Genomic DNA, 17,081 nt, shown 5'->3' on the forward strand with positions numbered 1-17,081 from the left:
ATGAGACTACATGTACAGTGCGCGACTTAGACGAACACCGTATTCTGCATCTGGGTTGGTAGTTGGACTTTCAACGCGTTCCATAATAGCTGCCACAGCCAGGTCTCTGCGTTTTGGTAACCTGTGCTTTTCTGCTGTATCAATCACAGCTTGAATTTCGGTCAATAATAAATCTGTGCAATAGGAAGGAGCTCCCGGCTGCTGCCGCCAGGAATCTGCCAGAGAGCCTGTATAAAAGGCATCAAACCCCGTGTCATTAATTAATCGGGTAGTAATTTCCCGGTCAATATCCCGGTCAGCGGCAATGGGAATCGCAATTCGGTACGGGCTTCCCGCAGGTTTTCCATTTACAACCAAAGAATGGGAGCCGATCGCATTCCATGCTTTGGCAATTGGACGTCCCAGCTGCTCTGCTACCCATAGACTTTCTACCTGTCCCGCTTCAATGCTATCAATGCGGCTATCACGTGCGGGGTAATAATTAGAAGTGTCTATCACAGTGACTTCTTGTGAAACTTCGGCAAAAAGAGGAGCAAGCTCTGGAATTCGGTTCAAGGGAACAGACAAGATAATTACCTCTTTATTCTGGACGGCTTGTTGAGCCGTAACGGCTTCGGCACCGGTAGCCAGCACAGCCGGATCAATATGCTCGGGCCCACTGGAATTAGCCACAACTACATCATGTCCTGCCTGGGCCAATTTCAAGGCCAATGTTTTTCCGATATGGCCTACGCCGATAATTCCTATTTTCATATGAAAACTATTTTAAGATAAGATAATTGAATCAATATATAAGCAAACGTTTATGTATAGTGGCAAAATAAATCCCGCGTCAAGATGATCAGCGGGCAAAAAGTTATCAGGCTGTTTTCAGAGACTGTAAAAATGTCGTCAACTCATCCAACTTTTCATCATTAATGGCAAGGCGCATATTACGCCCTTCCTTATTCGACTCAATCAAGCCGGATTCAGCGAGCGATTTTAAGTGCTGCGACATGGACGGTTGACTTATCGGCACAAATTCGAACAGATCCGCACAGCCTCTGTTTGTCCCTTTTGCAATTTCTTTCAGCAGGAGCAGACGGTGCGGGTCGCTAAGCGACTTTGCCATTTTAGTAAGTGATTTCGTATCCATATCTATTTTTTTTTAACACATGCGCATTCGTTAATGTATGATTAACTATGTGTGTGCTACAATCGTTCCCTACCAATAATATCTACCTGATCTGCCAGGATTATTTTCCCTGAATCTGTTACTCCATCCTCCTTGATCCATTCGGCATTTTGAGTGGATGCAATGCCCTCTCTGATATTTCTTGCAAATTTCCAAAAGGTCTGTTCAACTCTTTAACGAAGCTGATAGAAGGAACAGTGACAGATATTACAAGCAAATCAACCTCAGAGGATTGTACCAGCTTCGTTAGTTCAGCACTATCACTCGTTGATATACAAGGATTAAATAAAATACACCTAACTTTCTTGGGAGCGGTTTTTTAAGAATAACACTGACTTGGTGGCAAAACTTTAAGGTTTGCTCTTTGAAATCGGAACCTTGAACAAGGTCGTATATACTGAAAAATGCACTGTGATGATTTATATTGATGGACTTGAATAATACTTCTGCTGGTGAATACAACCGCCTTAACGCATTAAGAAAATACGATATCCTCGATTCCTTGCCAGAGCAAGACTACGACAATATCACGTATTTAGCTGCTCAGATTTGCCAAACACCCATTTCCTTGGTTAGCCTGGTAGATGATACAAGGCAGTGGTTTAAATCCAATCATGGACTTAATACACGTGAAACCCCACGTGAATATTCATTTTGCTCCCACGCAATACTTGACCCAAATGAAACCTTTGTCGTTACTGATTCAAGGCTAGATGCCCGCTTTGCATCAAATCCCCTCGTAACGGGTAACCCTCACGTGATTTTTTATGCTGGCACGCCGCTTATTGATGAAGATGGATTTGCGCTGGGGTCATTATGTGTGATTGATCATGAGCCAAAAGTGTTAACCCAGGATCAGCTTAAAGCATTGAAGATATTAGCTGACCAGGTCGTAAACCTAATAAAGCTAAGAAGACGAAATAGGGAATTGAGTGATAGCGAGGCACATTTTAGGTCGCTGCTCAGTCAGGCACCTGTTGCAATGAGTCTTTTTACGGGGGAAGATATGCAGATTGATCTGGCTAATGACCTAATGCTTTCCTATTGGGGAAAAGATGGGTCTGTAATTGGAAAGTCACTGACTGAGGCGCTTCCCGAAACAAGAGATCAACCTTTCCTGGGAATCCTGAAAGATGTACTCACAACCGGTGTGGCATATACTGCTGAAAATATGCCGGCCAATCTGGAAATTAACGGCGTAATAGGAACCTACTATTTTGATTTTACCTACCAACCAATACGTGACAGAAATGGCAAATTCTATGCGGTCATGGACATAGCCATCGATGTAACTGACCGGTTTCTGACCCAGCAAAAAGTGGATCTCGCCCAGCAACAAATATTGGCCTCCTTCGAAGAGTTACCGGTTGCTATTGCCTTGATCGACGAATTGGAACTCACATTTACAATGGCTAACCCGTTTTACGCTCAACTGGTTGGAAGGACACCGGATCAATTGGTTGGTAAACCCCTTGTAATTGCTCTGCCTGAAATTCAGGGACAAGGTTTTGATTTAATTCTTAGAGATGTGATCACGACGGGCATACCTTATACTGTCCTGGAAACCCCCGTGGATCTTGTACGTAACCATAAGCTGGAAACAGCTTATGTTGATTTGACTTATCAGCCACGGCATCAGCTCAACGGAAAAATATCAGGTGTGCTGGTGATCGCCACCGATGTAACAGCGCAGGTCATAAGCCGGCAAAAGATAGAGATGAGTGAACGCCAGTACCGACAGCTTTCAATGGAGCTGGAAGACAGGGTCAAACTTCGCACGCAGGAACTTACAATCGTCAACGAAGATCTTATCAGGCTAAACAACAATCTGCGTCAGTTTGCTCATATTGCGAGTCATGATCTGCAAGAACCTCTCCGTAAAATACAATCATTTAGCTCTCTGCTTACAAAGGAACTTGGCTACGAGGTCAATGAGAAATCCGCATACATATTAGGCCGCATCAATGCGTCGGGACAAAGGATGTCCGCATTGGTAAAAGACTTGTTAGCATATGCGTTAGTTGATTCTCGGCAGCAAAAATATGGACTGGTTTCATTGAATTCAGTGATGGCCGACGTCTTGGAGACTCTGGCACACGAAATACAAGAACGTGAAGCCATTATTGAGATTGATCAACTTGGCGTGCTGGAAGGCGATAATGCACAACTTGCGCATCTGTTTCAAAACCTGATTTCAAATGCCATTAAATTTACGCCGCGCGGAGAAAAACCCCACATCCATATCGAATATCTCAGGCGGAATAAGGCAGACCTACCATTTGATCTAAAACTTTCTAGCAATACTGAAGTATTCCATCAGATTAATGTCAGGGATGAAGGTATCGGTTTCGATGTGAAATACCTGGACCGTATTTTTCAGGTTTTCCAAAGACTGCATACACAAAACGATTTTGAAGGGACAGGGATCGGGCTGGCAATCTGTGAGCGTGTGGCATCCAATCACGGTGGGGTTATCACCGCGATCAGTAGTCCTGGCGAAGGATCAACGTTCTGTGTGTATTTACCTGTATTTTCAGAGTAGTTTTGGTAAGCGTTTAAATTTTAGAAAATCTACCACATTTGCAACTGATCAGCCCGATAATGGTGCAGATCAGAAATAGTCTTGTAATAATCTCATTGTTTTTTGAGTGGGATTAATGTACCAGCTTCAAGGGCGAAGCGGATCAGATTAGAAGTATTGTAAGGCCGCTGCTGCATGAGGTTCAGCCTTACATACCAGGCTCCACAAAGTATTGCATTTCATAAAATCGGTTATTTGAACAAATTTTGGCAAATTCTGGTGGCCTTGGAGGTTTTGGTTTTTGGTTAATGCAGCGAAGTGCACTTACAATGACACAAAGGTGGGAAATGACGCTTCATGGGAAAATGCAAAACTTTTAAAACGCTGATATAGGACTTTGAAATGTCGGTTACGCCCACCGAATTGAAGAACTAAAAGGATATAATAAAACCCTGTTCTTGGTCAAAAAACATTTCATAATTCGACTGCGTTGAAGAAATCTCTGAGTTTTTCCGGGTCCAGTTTCCCATCTGTACGAACGCTGCTGCAAAGGTCAAGTCCAAAAGGTTGAACCACTTCAATAGCTTGTCTGACATTGTCTTTGTTTATCCCGCCCGCGAGAAATAAAGGTATTTTTATTGATTGCCTGATTCGTCTGCTTATTTCCCAATTGTGGATTCGCCCGGTTCCGCCTAACTCTTTAACCGTTAAGTTCGGGTTGCCGCTGTCAAGCAAAATTGCGTCGACATATGTTGAAATTTCAAGTGCCTCCTTTATTGCGCTTTCATCCGTAACATGGATGACCTGTACGAGTTTAACATTTGGCAATTCCTTGCGAAGTGTTTGATATTCCCGTTTTTCCAGCTCGTGAACAATTTGAATAGTTGTTGTGTTTGCTTTTTTATAATGAGCAATAATATCTTGCGGCTTTGTCTCACTTGTTAAGAGGAAAGTTGCAATAGGAGGGGGGACTTTTTCAGCAATTTGTTTGATGAGCTCATCACTAATTATACCCGGTCCGCTTGGCATATGCCCCACCAGACCCAATGCCGCCGCACCATATTCAATAGCGAGCATTGCTTCGGCAACACTGCTTATGCAACAAATCTTTACTCTCGGTCTTTTCATAATAGGAATAAAGATAAACTGGCCAAGCACTTCCCCGATGATGTCAATGCCTATTACGAAATCAAAGATCCCGTTTTTGATGTCTTGATGGCAGGAGCAGAAATATGGGCATCCTCTGTAAGGTGGTCACACCCTAAAAGCGATTTGTAATAAAGCGTGTGTAGGAACAATGCCGTTCACTCATTTGTGGGGTTTGAGGGAATGATAGCATTTTCCTTCACGTTGCGATCAGGTTACCAAATTTCTCCATTTGCCTATCGGAAAGATTATGATTGAAAACCCACTGCTGTACACTTACATTTAAAGGAATCAGCAATTTAATTGTTGGTCTTAAAATTCAGACGATATGACAAGTTCAGTGTTAAATTTCGCCTTGATATGTCGCGGCTATACAGTTGTTGTCTTTCACTTGCTGCCAGATCTTCTGTTAAGGCGTCATTCCATAAGTAGTTTTGGCTTTCCAGTGATAAACCCAGGCGACTATACTGAATGCCAATGGCGCCTATCAGTGCAGGACTGACAGCATTCATGTATTGCGGATTCCAATTTGGGAAATCGAAATGTGCGTAGCGACTACGGAACTTAATCATTCGATCTACTTTTGCTCCCGCATCAAAATAGACCCTTAGTTTTGATTTGGTTGGAATGTAAAAGCGGCCGTGCAAAGAAAGTGCAAGGGAATTGTGCCATTCCTGGTAATTTCTCCCACCACCGACTTTGATATACCACCCGGACAGATATTGATCGTCAAATCTAAGATAGTGGTAGTCGAGTCGGGAATATATTGAAAATAGGTTACTGATCTTTTTCTCTGTCCAAATCCCAGCTCCAACGGCCAATGCCGGTGTGAATTTGTTTTCAGACTGTTGTGCAGGTTCACCTTGCGGATAGCTGGTCCAGCTTAGCGTATGTTTTTCAAAAGAATAATGACTTGCTATTCCGTAGGACCAGGAGGATGAAGATTGCGCCTGAACCGTTTTCGATAAAAAAAGGCCAACAAAAGCAATCAAAATAGAACGTAAAATTTGAATAAGCATGTGCTTAAGGTTAAGAACTCTTGAGTATTCAAATATGTGAAATTACTGTCGAACCCGCAAGCAAGATGCCTTGAAATCAGGATCTTATAAGAGTCGATTAACGGGACTGGCACTACAATACGAAGAGATGTTCGCGAGTAACCGTTTACTTCAGATAGGGAAAGTAAAATAAATAACAGTACTGGATGAAGCCCTTCCAGCGCGGTAGCAGGTAGTTGCAGGCAACCGCGCCAGCCAGTTAGGCAAATCCAGTATGAGCTAAGGCCAAGGGGGTAAAGTGTGGATCACTTCCTATTTCGGGAAGTTTGCATCCGCTTTCACTTTCCGGATCTGTCTTAAATGCCTGTCAACATGGCCCCATTGATAAATGTACACCTGGTGCATGTTTCTTGGATTTGGAGTGGCGGTTAGCTCGAAGTGCGCACGCATATCTGCGTCTGTCTTCTTCACGAAAGCGATGTTTTGTTCGCGGCGGCTAAGGAAAAATTTCAAGTTATCCTTTCCTTTTATTAAACCAGTCGGAAAAGCAATATCGGCAGCTACGTGAGGGTTTGTTTCCATAATAAACTCGGAATAGTAACTGTCAGGCCTGCTTGATTTGTTTAATTCCGGCTGCGGCTTACTGCGGGAGCCCATACTGATTTCGCGCGCCCAGATAATCTCCCACAATGCCAGGTGTTCGACAATTTCGCCGATCGACCACCGGTCTTTTGACTCACGAAATTCCCACTGTGCGGGTGTCAGATTTTCTGTTTCTTTTACCAATTCATCCCGGGTCCGGTTTAATTGATCGATGGTATATTGACGATCAGTTTCTGTCCAAAGCTTTTCCTGGCCGAAGGAGGGGCACGCAAGACAAATGAATAACAGTAAGGTGCAATAGTTTGAAAGTCTCATTTCCGTTTGGATTATAGGTTTGCCCAAAACTAAATGGAAATGCAAAAATGGACGAGCGCATTGTTTAAACGGTAACTCTATTGAGCAAACGGGGATCGGATAAGCGTCTTTTTCGTAGCGGAGCTCTTTTAAACATGATCAGCCCATTAATATGTAGCTGGCATTCTTTGTCTTGATAACATCGAATGGATTCGGAGCCTGTTGTATTGTTGCAGCAGGATCGGATAAATATTGTAGATAATATTTGAGAGCGTAATGAGTAGCGCGAGTGCGATCTTTCCGGTGAATAATGCGCTTATTGAACTCAGGATAAAGAATACGAGGCAGCAGTAGTGGTATCGCTCCTGAACGTTAATGGTACCCAGGTAGGCCAGGGCTTTTTTCTGGTTGTTTACAATACTCACTTTTCTACCAAATTTCGCTTCTATGCGCTTGACAAACGTACCATTTTGAACAAACCGTAAAATGAATGTAACGCCGAGTCGCTCGTAGGTTCTGCGGTCATTACTCAGTGTCAGCGCGGAAAGCCACTTTCTTGGCAGCATAGAACCTAGTATGCTCAATGCGACGAATACAATGAGGATATAGGGAGATTTCCTTTCAGCAAAATACAATCCCCAGTAATATCCAACCGCCGCAAAAGATGCGATCGTCCAGAATACATTGATCAGCTGGTTCAGCACGGAGCAAGATATTTAAAGACATATTAACGATTTGATCCGGCGGCTTCGCCTTCTTGATAGAAAAAAATGGCGGGACGAGTTGCGTGCAATCGTCCCGCCATTTTCTAGCTTATTCTTTCACAACCTTTAACACACTATTTCCCTCAGCCTTCAAGAGAAATATGCCTGCGGGTAGTGCTGAAATATCGACTTTCTGAGAGGGAGAAGTTCTTTTGATCGTTTTTAAGACCCTTCCATGGTAGTCGAGCAAATCAACCGATGTTGCCTCTGTTTTTTTCCAGTCAATCCAAAGTTCGTTTTTAGCCGGAACAGGGTAGGCGATCATGCCATTTTTTGCTAACGATTTAATCGTAACAATTTGACTATAAGCCATTTTTCCGTCCAATTCTTTTATTTTCAAACGATAATAGGCCCGGTCGCCAGTGCGGAACAGGGAGTCGGTGAAACTATATTCAGTTGTAGTCAGAGAACTCGCAGCTACCTGACCGATCTTGCCGAATTTTTTCCCGGTTTCACTATATTCCACATCGTACACGTCAATACCGACCTGCTCGGCAACCTTCCATTCCAGCTTCACTTTCTGGTCGTCCAGCCTTTTTCCATCGAAGCTCACCAAACGAACAGGCAGCGGGTTCTGACCTACGGATCCACCGAAAAAGCCACTGAAACCTTCCACATTAAAAGTCACTTCCCAGCGGTTCTGATCCGCATTAAATACGATGTCGTCGTCGTCCGGATCTATCACAGTACGCTTGCTTTCATAACTCCACGGCTCACCGCTTAAATCGTAGCTGTCGCCATGGAACTGATAGATTCTAATGTTAGCTATTCTTGCAGCTTCTCCCGTTGCGACACCGGTAGGAAGTCTGTCTCCTGCGGTCAGCTTCAAGTTCAGCGCATCAAATTCAGCCTGTCTGAAATACAACGTAACCTGGCCCTGAGCTGCTTCCGGATCGGTTTCCGTAGGCGTAATGTCATAATGCCTTTGCAGGTAAAAGGCATCATTGAAGGAATAAACCTCTCTGTCCAGATATACTCTTGCTACCACTTGGCCTCCGAAATTCGAGGGTGCAAATGTCAGCACATCCAGATCGCAAACGCCCGTTTCTGCGGTAAATGTGTGCGACGAAAAGTCTGTAAATGTGAAAGCACTCTGTTTTTTATTTCCGGCAAGACTTGTTCCGTCGGACGATTGAAGACTTTGAAGTTCATACGCACCGATATCCGGTATATCATTGAATATCCTTGCATTACCTGCCAGATCGGTCAGGGGATATTCAGAGATCGGCAAATCCTCAAGTACTTCACCTGCGTCAATAGCAGGGCTGCAATTTGTCAGTGTAAAGTCGCCTTGAAATACATCTTTAAAGGCCGGATCTTCATCCAGGTTTCCTCCCAGATCCTGAATTATGGCCGGTGGAAATTCATCGTCGTTTACTTGCCAGTTTCCGCTGCCTCCACTGCCCCCAACAACGCTGTTTGAAATAGCTCCGGTCGAACCATCCGACGAAAAATCATTCTTTATATAATTGCCTTCCTCGTCGAATTCGTAGGAAAATGAAAGGTTATCGTAAACTATACTACTAACCACATAAATATCGGAGAAAAGTGACCCGAATGCCGCTCCGTTACCTACTCCCAAATTCTGCGACACAGTAGAGCTGAATAATGCCAGCGAGCTCCCAGGTCCGATTGTCGTAATCCCGCTGCCGCTGAAAAAATCCGTATTGTTATAAATAAGGGAGTTTGAAATGAAAGTCAACCCGTTTACATTCGTTATTCCGCCACCGAGATTTCCCAGGCTGTTCCGGATCATTGAATTTACAAATCCCGCCAGCGCACTTTGCACGTAAACACCGGCTCCAAGATACACCGGCACAATGTTCTCATTAATCAATAGCGTTTCGCCAAGTAGAGCTTCATTAGGGTCACTCAGGTTGAATGCGCCCTCAATGGTGACTCCATCCAGCAGTACCTCAGATCCAGGCGAGCCAACAATGGTCACTACATGAAGTGTATTATTTCCTAATGCCTCATAAGGACCTTCTTCGTAAAGCTTATTGAAATTGAAATTATCGTCTCCTGCCAGGTCTCCGCTTAAAATGGTCTTGTTGGCAGGGTCACCTGTCACACGTTGTCCGATCTCTGTTTCTCCTCCCGCAAAGCCGCCGTAAACAGATACACTCCTGGGTATCAAGAATGTATTATATATGCTTTGAGGGTTATCATCCGATAATGTATGCGGCGTGTAACGCGGAGTATATGTTCCGCCAGCTACCCAGATCTGATCGACAAAACGGTTGACGTTTGCTGCAAAAATTGCGTCGGCCAAATCTCCCGCGGCTTCTGTCCAGCTGCTTCCATTACCCGTTCCGCCCTTTTTAACGTACATTATCCCGTCGTCGCTAGGAAACAAAGGAGTGGAAAGGTTTTCAAACTGACTTTCAAGTGCGCCGATATCTATCGATGAACCTATTTTTCTCTGCATTCCGCGCTGATCTGTTTCAAGATACGATAGGTCAGGAACTTGTCCCGGCTCAAAATACAGGTCACGGCCTGCATTAACCGCTTCACTGTAAGGTCTTAAACCATAAACACCTTCTCCCGAAAAGAAATATGGATTTGTGTCCAGATTTCCTCCGTCATCTGTCCCGATTGCTGGATCCCAATTGCTGCTCCCACCGCTGTCGCGAACAACGGAGGCAGAAAAGGTCACTGTCGCAGCAGGGTCCCGGTAACTGTTTTCGGAGGCCGTCGAAATATTGCGTGACAAAATCGTATTTCTCACCTTCGCATTCGTGTTTCCGTTAAAGTACGCGCCGCCACCTTCCAACTCTGCGAAGTTATCGCTTATGGTAACGTTTGTAAGTACCGGCTGGGAGTTGGTAATATACATTCCACCTCCCCGGGTGCTGCTGTTGTTCTCGTAGATTAAAGAATTGGTCATGACAAACGTCGACCCCGTAGCATAAATACCTCCACCGTCGCTAGCCCCTGAGTTATGCGCAACGATAAGGTTGGTCAGTGCCGGCGAGGAGTTAATAATTGTGATGCCTGCACCAATCTGTTGTGAAATTACTTCGCCATTGAGCTCGATCGCATCCTCACCAAATGCCTGTGCGCCGGCAATCACGAAACCATCGAGAGCTGCGTCGCCCAGATCGCCCACCGCCAGTACGACGCGGTTTGTATGCATTTCTGTTTCAGGCTCTTCCTCATCAAGGGTTAGGTTCCCGCTCAGAATTGTGGTAAACTCTTCGTCACCTGGGAGTCCGGTCGAACTAATCCTGAGCTTCCGGTCTGCGATCGATTCCTCGATTCCCTCGAAGCCGCCGTACATTTTAATTCCCGGCAGCATAATGAATACCTGATCCTGATACTGAAAATCGTCCCCTTCATTTACATAATTATGATTGTAAAGCGGGTGGTATATCCCATTCGCAACCCAGATTTCTTCAACTCCTGGATTTTCTTTGGCAAAAAGGAGTGCATCAGCCAGCTCGTAGTATGCATTCTCCCAGCTGGTCCCATCTTGTAAGACTTGGTCGCCTTGACGCACGTAAATGATCGCAGGCGCATCGGCAGTTGCTGCTAATCTGGCTGTGGACGGACGCTGCGGCGTAACAGATTTCGCCTTTCTTACAGTGGTCATATAACTCTTGATCGCACTTTTGGGCGCACTGTCAGCCTTCATTTTTTTCCAGCTCTGCAAATCCAATGGTGCATTTGTCCTCGGGAGTCTGGACTGCTGTTTTGTTGATTTGATAATGCTGTCAAAACGGCCTTTGTTCTGATCAGCGTACTTCTGAAATTTTTTGATCCCCTCAGCCGATTTCGCTCTTGTGCGCTGCTGCGCCTGCGACCATGGAATGGTAAGAATGGATAATAGGATTGTTAGATAGAGAAGCGTAAAAGTTCTTTGTTTCATACTGAACGTTGATTAATAATAGAATAAACTAAATGCAGCCCAAAAAGGGCCTATCACCAAAGCCGAAAGCAAATAGCAACTACTTGCAGCCCTGGTCGCATTCTAAACTATTATTTTCCAAAGGGTTATGTGTAAAATAACCTGTACAAAAAGGTAGTGAAAAGTCGTGGTTACTAATGACAATATACGTTATCAAGTGCTGATTCCGGTGTGAACGGCACGGTGAGTATAGCGGTCGGCTCACGCTCTGCCTAACATCAATAAAGGGTCTTTTTTAGCAAATGAAGCGAACACTCTGAGCCCTGGCACGTTTTTCGCTTAGCTTGATGCTCAAACCAAAACCAAATTGTGATGAGCTCAAAATATGAAGATTACGACGGAGAAGACAGTAATGGTGGTGGCTTTGCCCTTGGCCTGCTTGTTGGCGCTACTGTAGGAGCACTGGCTGCGATTCTTTTCGCACCAAAAGCTGGTTATGAAACACGTCAGCAAATTAAAGATCTGGCTGATCAGCAAAAAGACAACCTTAAAAACCAATGGGAGCAAACAAAAGCAAAAGCAACTGAGGTTGTTGATGCTGCCCGCGAAAAGGTAGAAGCTGTTGCCGGACAGGCAAAAGGAGCTGTGGATACTTATGCTGATAAAGCAAAAGGAACTGTGGATAGAGTAGCTGACGAGACAAAATCAGCCGCCGATCAATTCCAAAACCGTTATTGATGTCTTTGGAAGGAACAAGTGATAAGCCGGCAGGCACTGATCTGCCTGTCGGCGAAAGCTATCAAATTCCGGTGATCAGGGAAAGACTGGTAGTTGGCACGGAGCGTGTGGAAACTAGTCGCGTGCTGGTTTCGAAAGAAATTGTTGAAGAACAGGCACAAATCACAGCTGACATGATCAGTGAAGAGGTGCTGGTGGAACGCAGACAGATCAACCAATATGTAGAACAGGCTCCCCCGGCTGTACGGCAGGAAGGAGATGTTACCATTATTTCGGTGATGAAAGAGGTATTGGTTGTAGAAAAGAAGTTGATGCTAGTGGAAGAACTCCATATTACAAAACGTGAGCATCACGATCAGGAGACATTTACTGAGACTATCAGGGAAGAAAAAGTCGTAATAACAAGAAACACTTCAGGCACGGATATTTAGAATTCGGCGCCAAATCAACAAACAACCTTTAATAAAATAATCATGGCAAATACAGTAGTTGGAATTTTCGAATATGAAAGTGACGCGCAGCAAGCGCAAAACTATTTATTGGCAAATGGATTCGCTGATGGAGATGTAGATATTAAAACTGCGTCTTACAAGTCGGATGCGAAGGAAGAAACCGTAACTGACCGGGACCAGGATTTCGGTGACCGCGTCGGAAATTTTTTTAGAGATCTTTTTGATGGGGATGATGACGAAACTACCCGTTACTCGGAAGCCGGAAAACGTGGAACCATTGTAACTGTTCATGCAGCGACCCTGGAAGAAGCAGAGGCGGCAGCCGCTGTTCTGGATGATTTCGGTGCAATAGATGTAAACGAAAATAACTTGGGAAGTACCAGTTCTGACTCTTACATTGGATCTGAACCAGTTACCAATTCCGGTTCCTACATTGATTCTGAGCCGGTAACTGCTTCTGATTCGCGGATCGGTTCCGACTCCTTGATTGGTGCAGATGATGTAACTGAGTCAGACTCGGTATTTAATAAGAATTTCGTTGCTGGCGACGAGTCAGCTTCGCTGCCTATCATTGAGGAAGAACTTACGGTTGGTAAGCAGGAAATTGAGACGGGTGGCGTGCGGTTGAGAAGCCGGATTATTCAACGCCCCGTTCAGGAGAGCATCCGCCTCCGTCAGGAGCAGGTAACTATCAACAGAACGCCGGTTGACCGCGTTGCTACAGATTCCGAATTTGATACTTTCAGAGAAGGTACCATTGAAATGAAGGAATATGCTGAAATACCAGTTGTGAGCAAAGAGGCGCGTGTGGTAGAAGAGGTTAGCCTGAATAAAACTGTGGAGGAACGCGACGAGATTATCAGCGAAACTGTGCGTCACACCGAAGTTGACGTCGAGGATCTGACAGATGAAGAAAGACTTCGGAGGTCGGGTTTAGATTTGTAAGAAGTGATATTTTAAAATGCATACTGGCCCCTGCTTCGGCAGGGGTTTTGTTTTCCCATAGTGTCTATTTTTTATTCATACTAAACTTTTAATATATGTTTGACCAGATATTTGATATGATCCGCCAAAGCGGCCAAAGTACTGTTATGGACAATGATCAGGTTCCGAATGAGCATAACGAAGACGTTTTAAAAGAAGCCCACAATGCCGTGGTCAGCGGACTGGAAAATGTTAAAGATACTGATCAGGCAAACGGCCTTTTTGAGTCTGTACAAAGCGGCTCAGCGCAATCTAATCCGGCGGTGCAGCAGATCTCCAATAATTTCATGGGGAGCATTATGAACAAATTCGGGATCAGTTCCGGTGCAGCGGCCTCTATTGCAGCGGCGCTTATCCCGATGGTAATCAGCAAGGTAGTCGGCAGGAATAACCAGCAAGGCGGCGCAGGCGGTTTTGATCTGGGCGGTTTGCTCTCCGGCCTGACTGGCGGAAACGCCGGGAGTACCAATACCACACAAAGTGGCGGTTTGGGAGGTACTATCAACAGTGCTGGACGAAAACTGGGCCTTGATAAAGACGGTGACGGAGATGTAGATCTTCGCGATTTGTCAAAAATGTTCTAGGCACTTTTTAAATTAGCCTAAAACAAAAAAAGCCGGGCGCTTTCCAGATAGGAGAGCGCCCGGCTGCATTATAAGGCTATTAACGGCCTTTGCCCAGGAGGACCACCTGAATCGTTAACCCGATCACATACAGATCGGTAACCAGACTGTACGTGTTGAGATAAAGCATATCGTATTTTAATCTAAGCAAATTTTCAGACGAGCTCGTTGCGTAACCTACTTTCACCTGCCCGATCGACGTGATACCCGGCCGGATCGTCAGCACTTTCTGGAAGTCGTGACTGGCTTCTTTCATGAGCATATCCACATCGTACTGATTCAGTGGCCGCGGGCCTACAATCGACATTTGCCCCATTAATACATTCAGGAATTGTGGCAGCTCGTCTAGCCGGGTGCGGCGCAGGAAGTTGCCTACCGGTGTCAGACGGGGATCTTTTTTGCCGAGTGAATGCTGCAATCCATAGGTATGCGCGTCCATATACATCGTCCGGAACTTGATGATCTTGAAAGTCTGGCCCCACCTGCCGGTACGGTCCTGCATAAAAAACACAGTTCCTTTCGACGAAACTTTTACCAGTAACATAACCAGAAGAAACACAGGCAAGCCCAGGATCATGATCACTGAGGAGAAGGCAATATCAAAAGCGCGTTTTGTAAACTGTTCGTCGATTTCGGTAAATGCCTTTGTTTGAACATTAATGATCGGGTATGTTTCGCGCGGCTCGAATGCGAATTTATTGTTTAGAAAACCATGGTAGTCGGGTACCAGCCGCACGTGCGTTTTCTTTCTTTCCGCCAGCCTGATCACGTCTTTGATCTGTTCATTGTTCATTTCGGACAGGCAGCAGTAAATATAGTCCGGGCGCTCGGTTTCGATGAAGTTTTCCAGACTTTCTGCCTGCGTCCGCATGTTCTGGATCTTGAATGTTCCGCAAAAAAAGTAGCCCAGTTCCTGGCGGTTGTCGTAAAATCCCTTCGCCAGCCCGCTCAGATCACCATTTCCGATGATCACGTAGCGTTTCAGATTATAGCCTGATTTCCGGAGGTATTGCAGAACCAGCGTAGCCGCTCCGTGCGTCGCCAGGGCAAGGAAAGTGAAGATTTTGTAGGAAATAAAAACCAGGTTTTCACTGAATCCGCTTTGCTCACCGCTCACATAAACGAACAGTTCGAGGAAAAATAAGTGAACGGTAATAGCTAGGATCAGTTTCAAAAACCGGCTGTAACTATTGTAAGTAACGCGCGTAAATGAATAGAGCCGAAAAACATTGATACACAGGATCCAGATCAGATTGCTGACCAGGAAAAGATTGAGATAAGCGTGATACGAAAACGGGGCCAGCGATGTGAGCACCATTTCGTGCGTAATCAGGAAAGAGATGTTTAGCAGTAAAATGTCAGTCCATAAATGAAAAGCTGGCAGGGAGGAGGTAAAGTAATTTTTCATAAACGATTCCGGGAGGTTAACTTTTTGAACGTGAGTAGTAAAGGGTATTGGTTTAAAATGATGATAGATACATATTGGCGCTATCGCAACTCAGAATTAGCAGGACATCAGGCTCCTGAATTTCTGAATGATGCGGCTGCTGAATGAGCCTCTGTTACCAAGTGATCTTTCAGCATAATTTCTTTCGTATTGGTCGTTTGCTCTGACTTCTACATTTGATCCGGTGCTTTTCCAGTTCTTTGTTTCGTAAAAACTATGTGTAAGCTCGGTGTCTCTCTTGGGATTGAAGTATGCATCTTCGAGACCGATATTGCTGATCAGGTTGACGTTGGGGACTGCGGCGAGGCCGTAGTTTTTAAACAGCGTATATTGCCACTGAATACTCCATGTGTGCTTTTTGGTTTCACCGTACACTTCATCGAATTTTTCCTGCCAATACTTCGCAATGTCCGTATTCTTGAAAAGCCTCTGTGCGCGCATTTGATTCTTGATCTCGGGAAGTTGTTCCATCCAGAAATCATATTTATTCCAGGCTCTTTTCCAGGTTGCCCAGCCGGAAATATTTCCAACCAGGGAAAAGAAGTGATCCGGCCCGCGCATGTTTACTTCTTCATTCCATCTGGCTCCCGATACGTGCATGACACGATCGTTGGTACTGTATCTGTCGAGCATGGATTTGCAAAATGTAAAGAAGGTAGGATGAGGCAGGCAATCGTCTTCCAGAATTATCAATTTTTCACATGTTTCAAATGCCCAGCTAATCGCGGAAGAAATCCCGAGGGCACTTCCCATATTTGTTTCGGCCAGCCAACGCTCCACTTTGCATTCCCAATTAATCTGCGATTCGTCAAAAAAGCATCGGCAAGTGTCAACAAGTTCCAGTTCTTCGGGCAATCCGTTTCGGGGCGCATCTGAAAATATATATAGCCTGGAAGGTTTTAATTTTCTGATCTGTTCAAATACGTGACATGTAGTCTCTGGCCTGTTGAATGTGATCAGCAGTACAGGAATGTCAAACAATTTCTTATCCATTAAGAATTTTAAAATTTTAGAGGGTCATATCTGTTCCAGCCGGTGTTGATCGGAGGAGGGTTGAGTTTTTTAGTGTATGTATTCTGGAATTTGTAAATCGAAGGTATTACATTAAATATAACCGTAGCGGGCTTTTGGGGCAAAGTGCACGTAAATTGGGGTCACAAACTATCTGATCGGGGTGTTTTGCAACCGAATTAAAATAGATAAATAGCTGATTTAGGTTGTCGTATTAAACTTTATCTAATTGATAAGGAATTTCAATTTCAAAATCAATAAGAATATAAATATGTATCCTGTGAAAATGTAAATAGAATATTAATCGTTGAACATTTGTATATTATTTCAATTTAAATTCGGAACGATAACTAAATATGCATTTTGGATTTATTTTTCCAATACTAGTTTTAATAAGAAACCGTATTAGTTGAAAGATATATATAAGTATATGTATATTGAAATGTAAACTACATAGTCAGATACCAGCTACTATTTTT

Annotated in this window: 14 protein-coding genes; 5 read left to right on the forward strand and 9 right to left on the reverse strand. The window is 44.4% G+C overall.

Annotation, left to right across the window (positions count from 1 at the left end):
• Nucleotides 1-6: 6 nt before the first annotated feature.
• The gene (locus LZG94_RS06700) at nucleotides 7-753 is read right to left on the reverse strand and encodes an NADPH-dependent F420 reductase (RefSeq protein ID WP_233791161.1); all 747 of its coding nucleotides are present in this window, start codon (nucleotides 751-753) and stop codon (nucleotides 7-9) included.
• Nucleotides 754-859: 106 nt separating this feature from the next.
• Nucleotides 860-1,135, reverse strand: coding sequence for a helix-turn-helix transcriptional regulator (locus LZG94_RS06705; protein ID WP_215236387.1), 276 nt, complete (start codon nucleotides 1,133-1,135; stop codon nucleotides 860-862).
• Nucleotides 1,136-1,607: 472 nt separating this feature from the next.
• On the opposite strand from LZG94_RS06705, the gene LZG94_RS06710 reads away from it, so the two are divergent.
• Nucleotides 1,608-3,716 carry an ATP-binding protein gene (locus LZG94_RS06710; protein WP_233791162.1) on the forward strand — a complete coding sequence of 703 codons (2,109 nt, stop codon included), beginning with the start codon at nucleotides 1,608-1,610 and terminating at the stop codon, nucleotides 3,714-3,716.
• A gap of 453 nt (nucleotides 3,717-4,169) precedes the next feature.
• Here the strand turns inward: LZG94_RS06710 and LZG94_RS06715 are convergent, their stop codons facing one another.
• From LZG94_RS06715 to LZG94_RS06735, 5 genes are all read right to left on the reverse strand, one after another.
• Nucleotides 4,170-4,823 carry a phosphoribosylanthranilate isomerase gene (locus tag LZG94_RS06715; RefSeq protein ID WP_233791163.1) on the reverse strand — a complete coding sequence of 218 codons (654 nt, stop codon included), beginning with the start codon at nucleotides 4,821-4,823 and terminating at the stop codon, nucleotides 4,170-4,172.
• 317 nt (nucleotides 4,824-5,140) lie between these two features.
• Nucleotides 5,141-5,860 (reverse strand): hypothetical protein, encoded by a 720-nt coding sequence (locus LZG94_RS06720; RefSeq protein ID WP_233791164.1) that lies wholly within the window; start codon nucleotides 5,858-5,860, stop codon nucleotides 5,141-5,143.
• A 291-nt stretch (nucleotides 5,861-6,151) separates the two neighbouring features.
• Nucleotides 6,152-6,757, reverse strand: coding sequence for a DinB family protein (locus tag LZG94_RS06725; protein ID WP_215233480.1), 606 nt, complete (start codon nucleotides 6,755-6,757; stop codon nucleotides 6,152-6,154).
• 146 nt (nucleotides 6,758-6,903) lie between these two features.
• On the reverse strand, nucleotides 6,904-7,440 hold the full coding sequence (locus LZG94_RS06730; RefSeq protein WP_233791165.1) for a hypothetical protein: 537 nt from the start codon (nucleotides 7,438-7,440) through the stop codon (nucleotides 6,904-6,906).
• Between the two features lie 109 nt (nucleotides 7,441-7,549).
• The gene (locus tag LZG94_RS06735; RefSeq protein ID WP_233791166.1) at nucleotides 7,550-11,368 is read right to left on the reverse strand and encodes a choice-of-anchor Q domain-containing protein; all 3,819 of its coding nucleotides are present in this window, start codon (nucleotides 11,366-11,368) and stop codon (nucleotides 7,550-7,552) included.
• A gap of 351 nt (nucleotides 11,369-11,719) precedes the next feature.
• Between LZG94_RS06735 and LZG94_RS06740 the strand changes: the two genes are divergently transcribed.
• The 4 genes from LZG94_RS06740 to LZG94_RS06755 all read left to right on the forward strand — a co-directional run bounded on the left by LZG94_RS06740 (nucleotide 11,720) and on the right by LZG94_RS06755 (nucleotide 14,105).
• Complete coding sequence (locus LZG94_RS06740) at nucleotides 11,720-12,085, forward strand: YtxH domain-containing protein (RefSeq protein ID WP_215232675.1); 366 nt, start codon at nucleotides 11,720-11,722, stop codon at nucleotides 12,083-12,085.
• The gene (locus LZG94_RS06745; protein ID WP_233791167.1) at nucleotides 12,085-12,516 is read left to right on the forward strand and encodes a YsnF/AvaK domain-containing protein; all 432 of its coding nucleotides are present in this window, start codon (nucleotides 12,085-12,087) and stop codon (nucleotides 12,514-12,516) included. The genes LZG94_RS06740 and LZG94_RS06745 overlap by 1 nt, the downstream gene beginning before the upstream one ends.
• Before the next feature lie 42 nt (nucleotides 12,517-12,558).
• On the forward strand, nucleotides 12,559-13,482 hold the full coding sequence (locus LZG94_RS06750; RefSeq protein WP_233791168.1) for a YsnF/AvaK domain-containing protein: 924 nt from the start codon (nucleotides 12,559-12,561) through the stop codon (nucleotides 13,480-13,482).
• Nucleotides 13,483-13,577: 95 nt separating this feature from the next.
• The gene (locus LZG94_RS06755; RefSeq protein ID WP_233791169.1) at nucleotides 13,578-14,105 is read left to right on the forward strand and encodes a hypothetical protein; all 528 of its coding nucleotides are present in this window, start codon (nucleotides 13,578-13,580) and stop codon (nucleotides 14,103-14,105) included.
• A 79-nt stretch (nucleotides 14,106-14,184) separates the two neighbouring features.
• Here LZG94_RS06755 and LZG94_RS06760 read toward each other — a convergent pair whose 3' ends face one another.
• Together LZG94_RS06760 and LZG94_RS06765 are read right to left on the reverse strand one after the other, a co-directional pair.
• A complete protein-coding gene (locus tag LZG94_RS06760; RefSeq protein WP_233791170.1) occupies nucleotides 14,185-15,552 on the reverse strand; it encodes an exopolysaccharide biosynthesis polyprenyl glycosylphosphotransferase in 1,368 nt (455 codons plus the stop codon).
• Nucleotides 15,553-15,648: 96 nt separating this feature from the next.
• Entirely contained in the window at nucleotides 15,649-16,584 is a 936-nt protein-coding gene (locus tag LZG94_RS06765; protein ID WP_233791171.1) for a nucleotide-diphospho-sugar transferase, read from the reverse strand.
• Nucleotides 16,585-17,081 lie beyond the last annotated feature (497 nt).

The sequence above is a fragment of the Dyadobacter sp. CY343 genome (assembly GCF_021390335.1).
Classification (GTDB): domain Bacteria; phylum Bacteroidota; class Bacteroidia; order Cytophagales; family Spirosomataceae; genus Dyadobacter.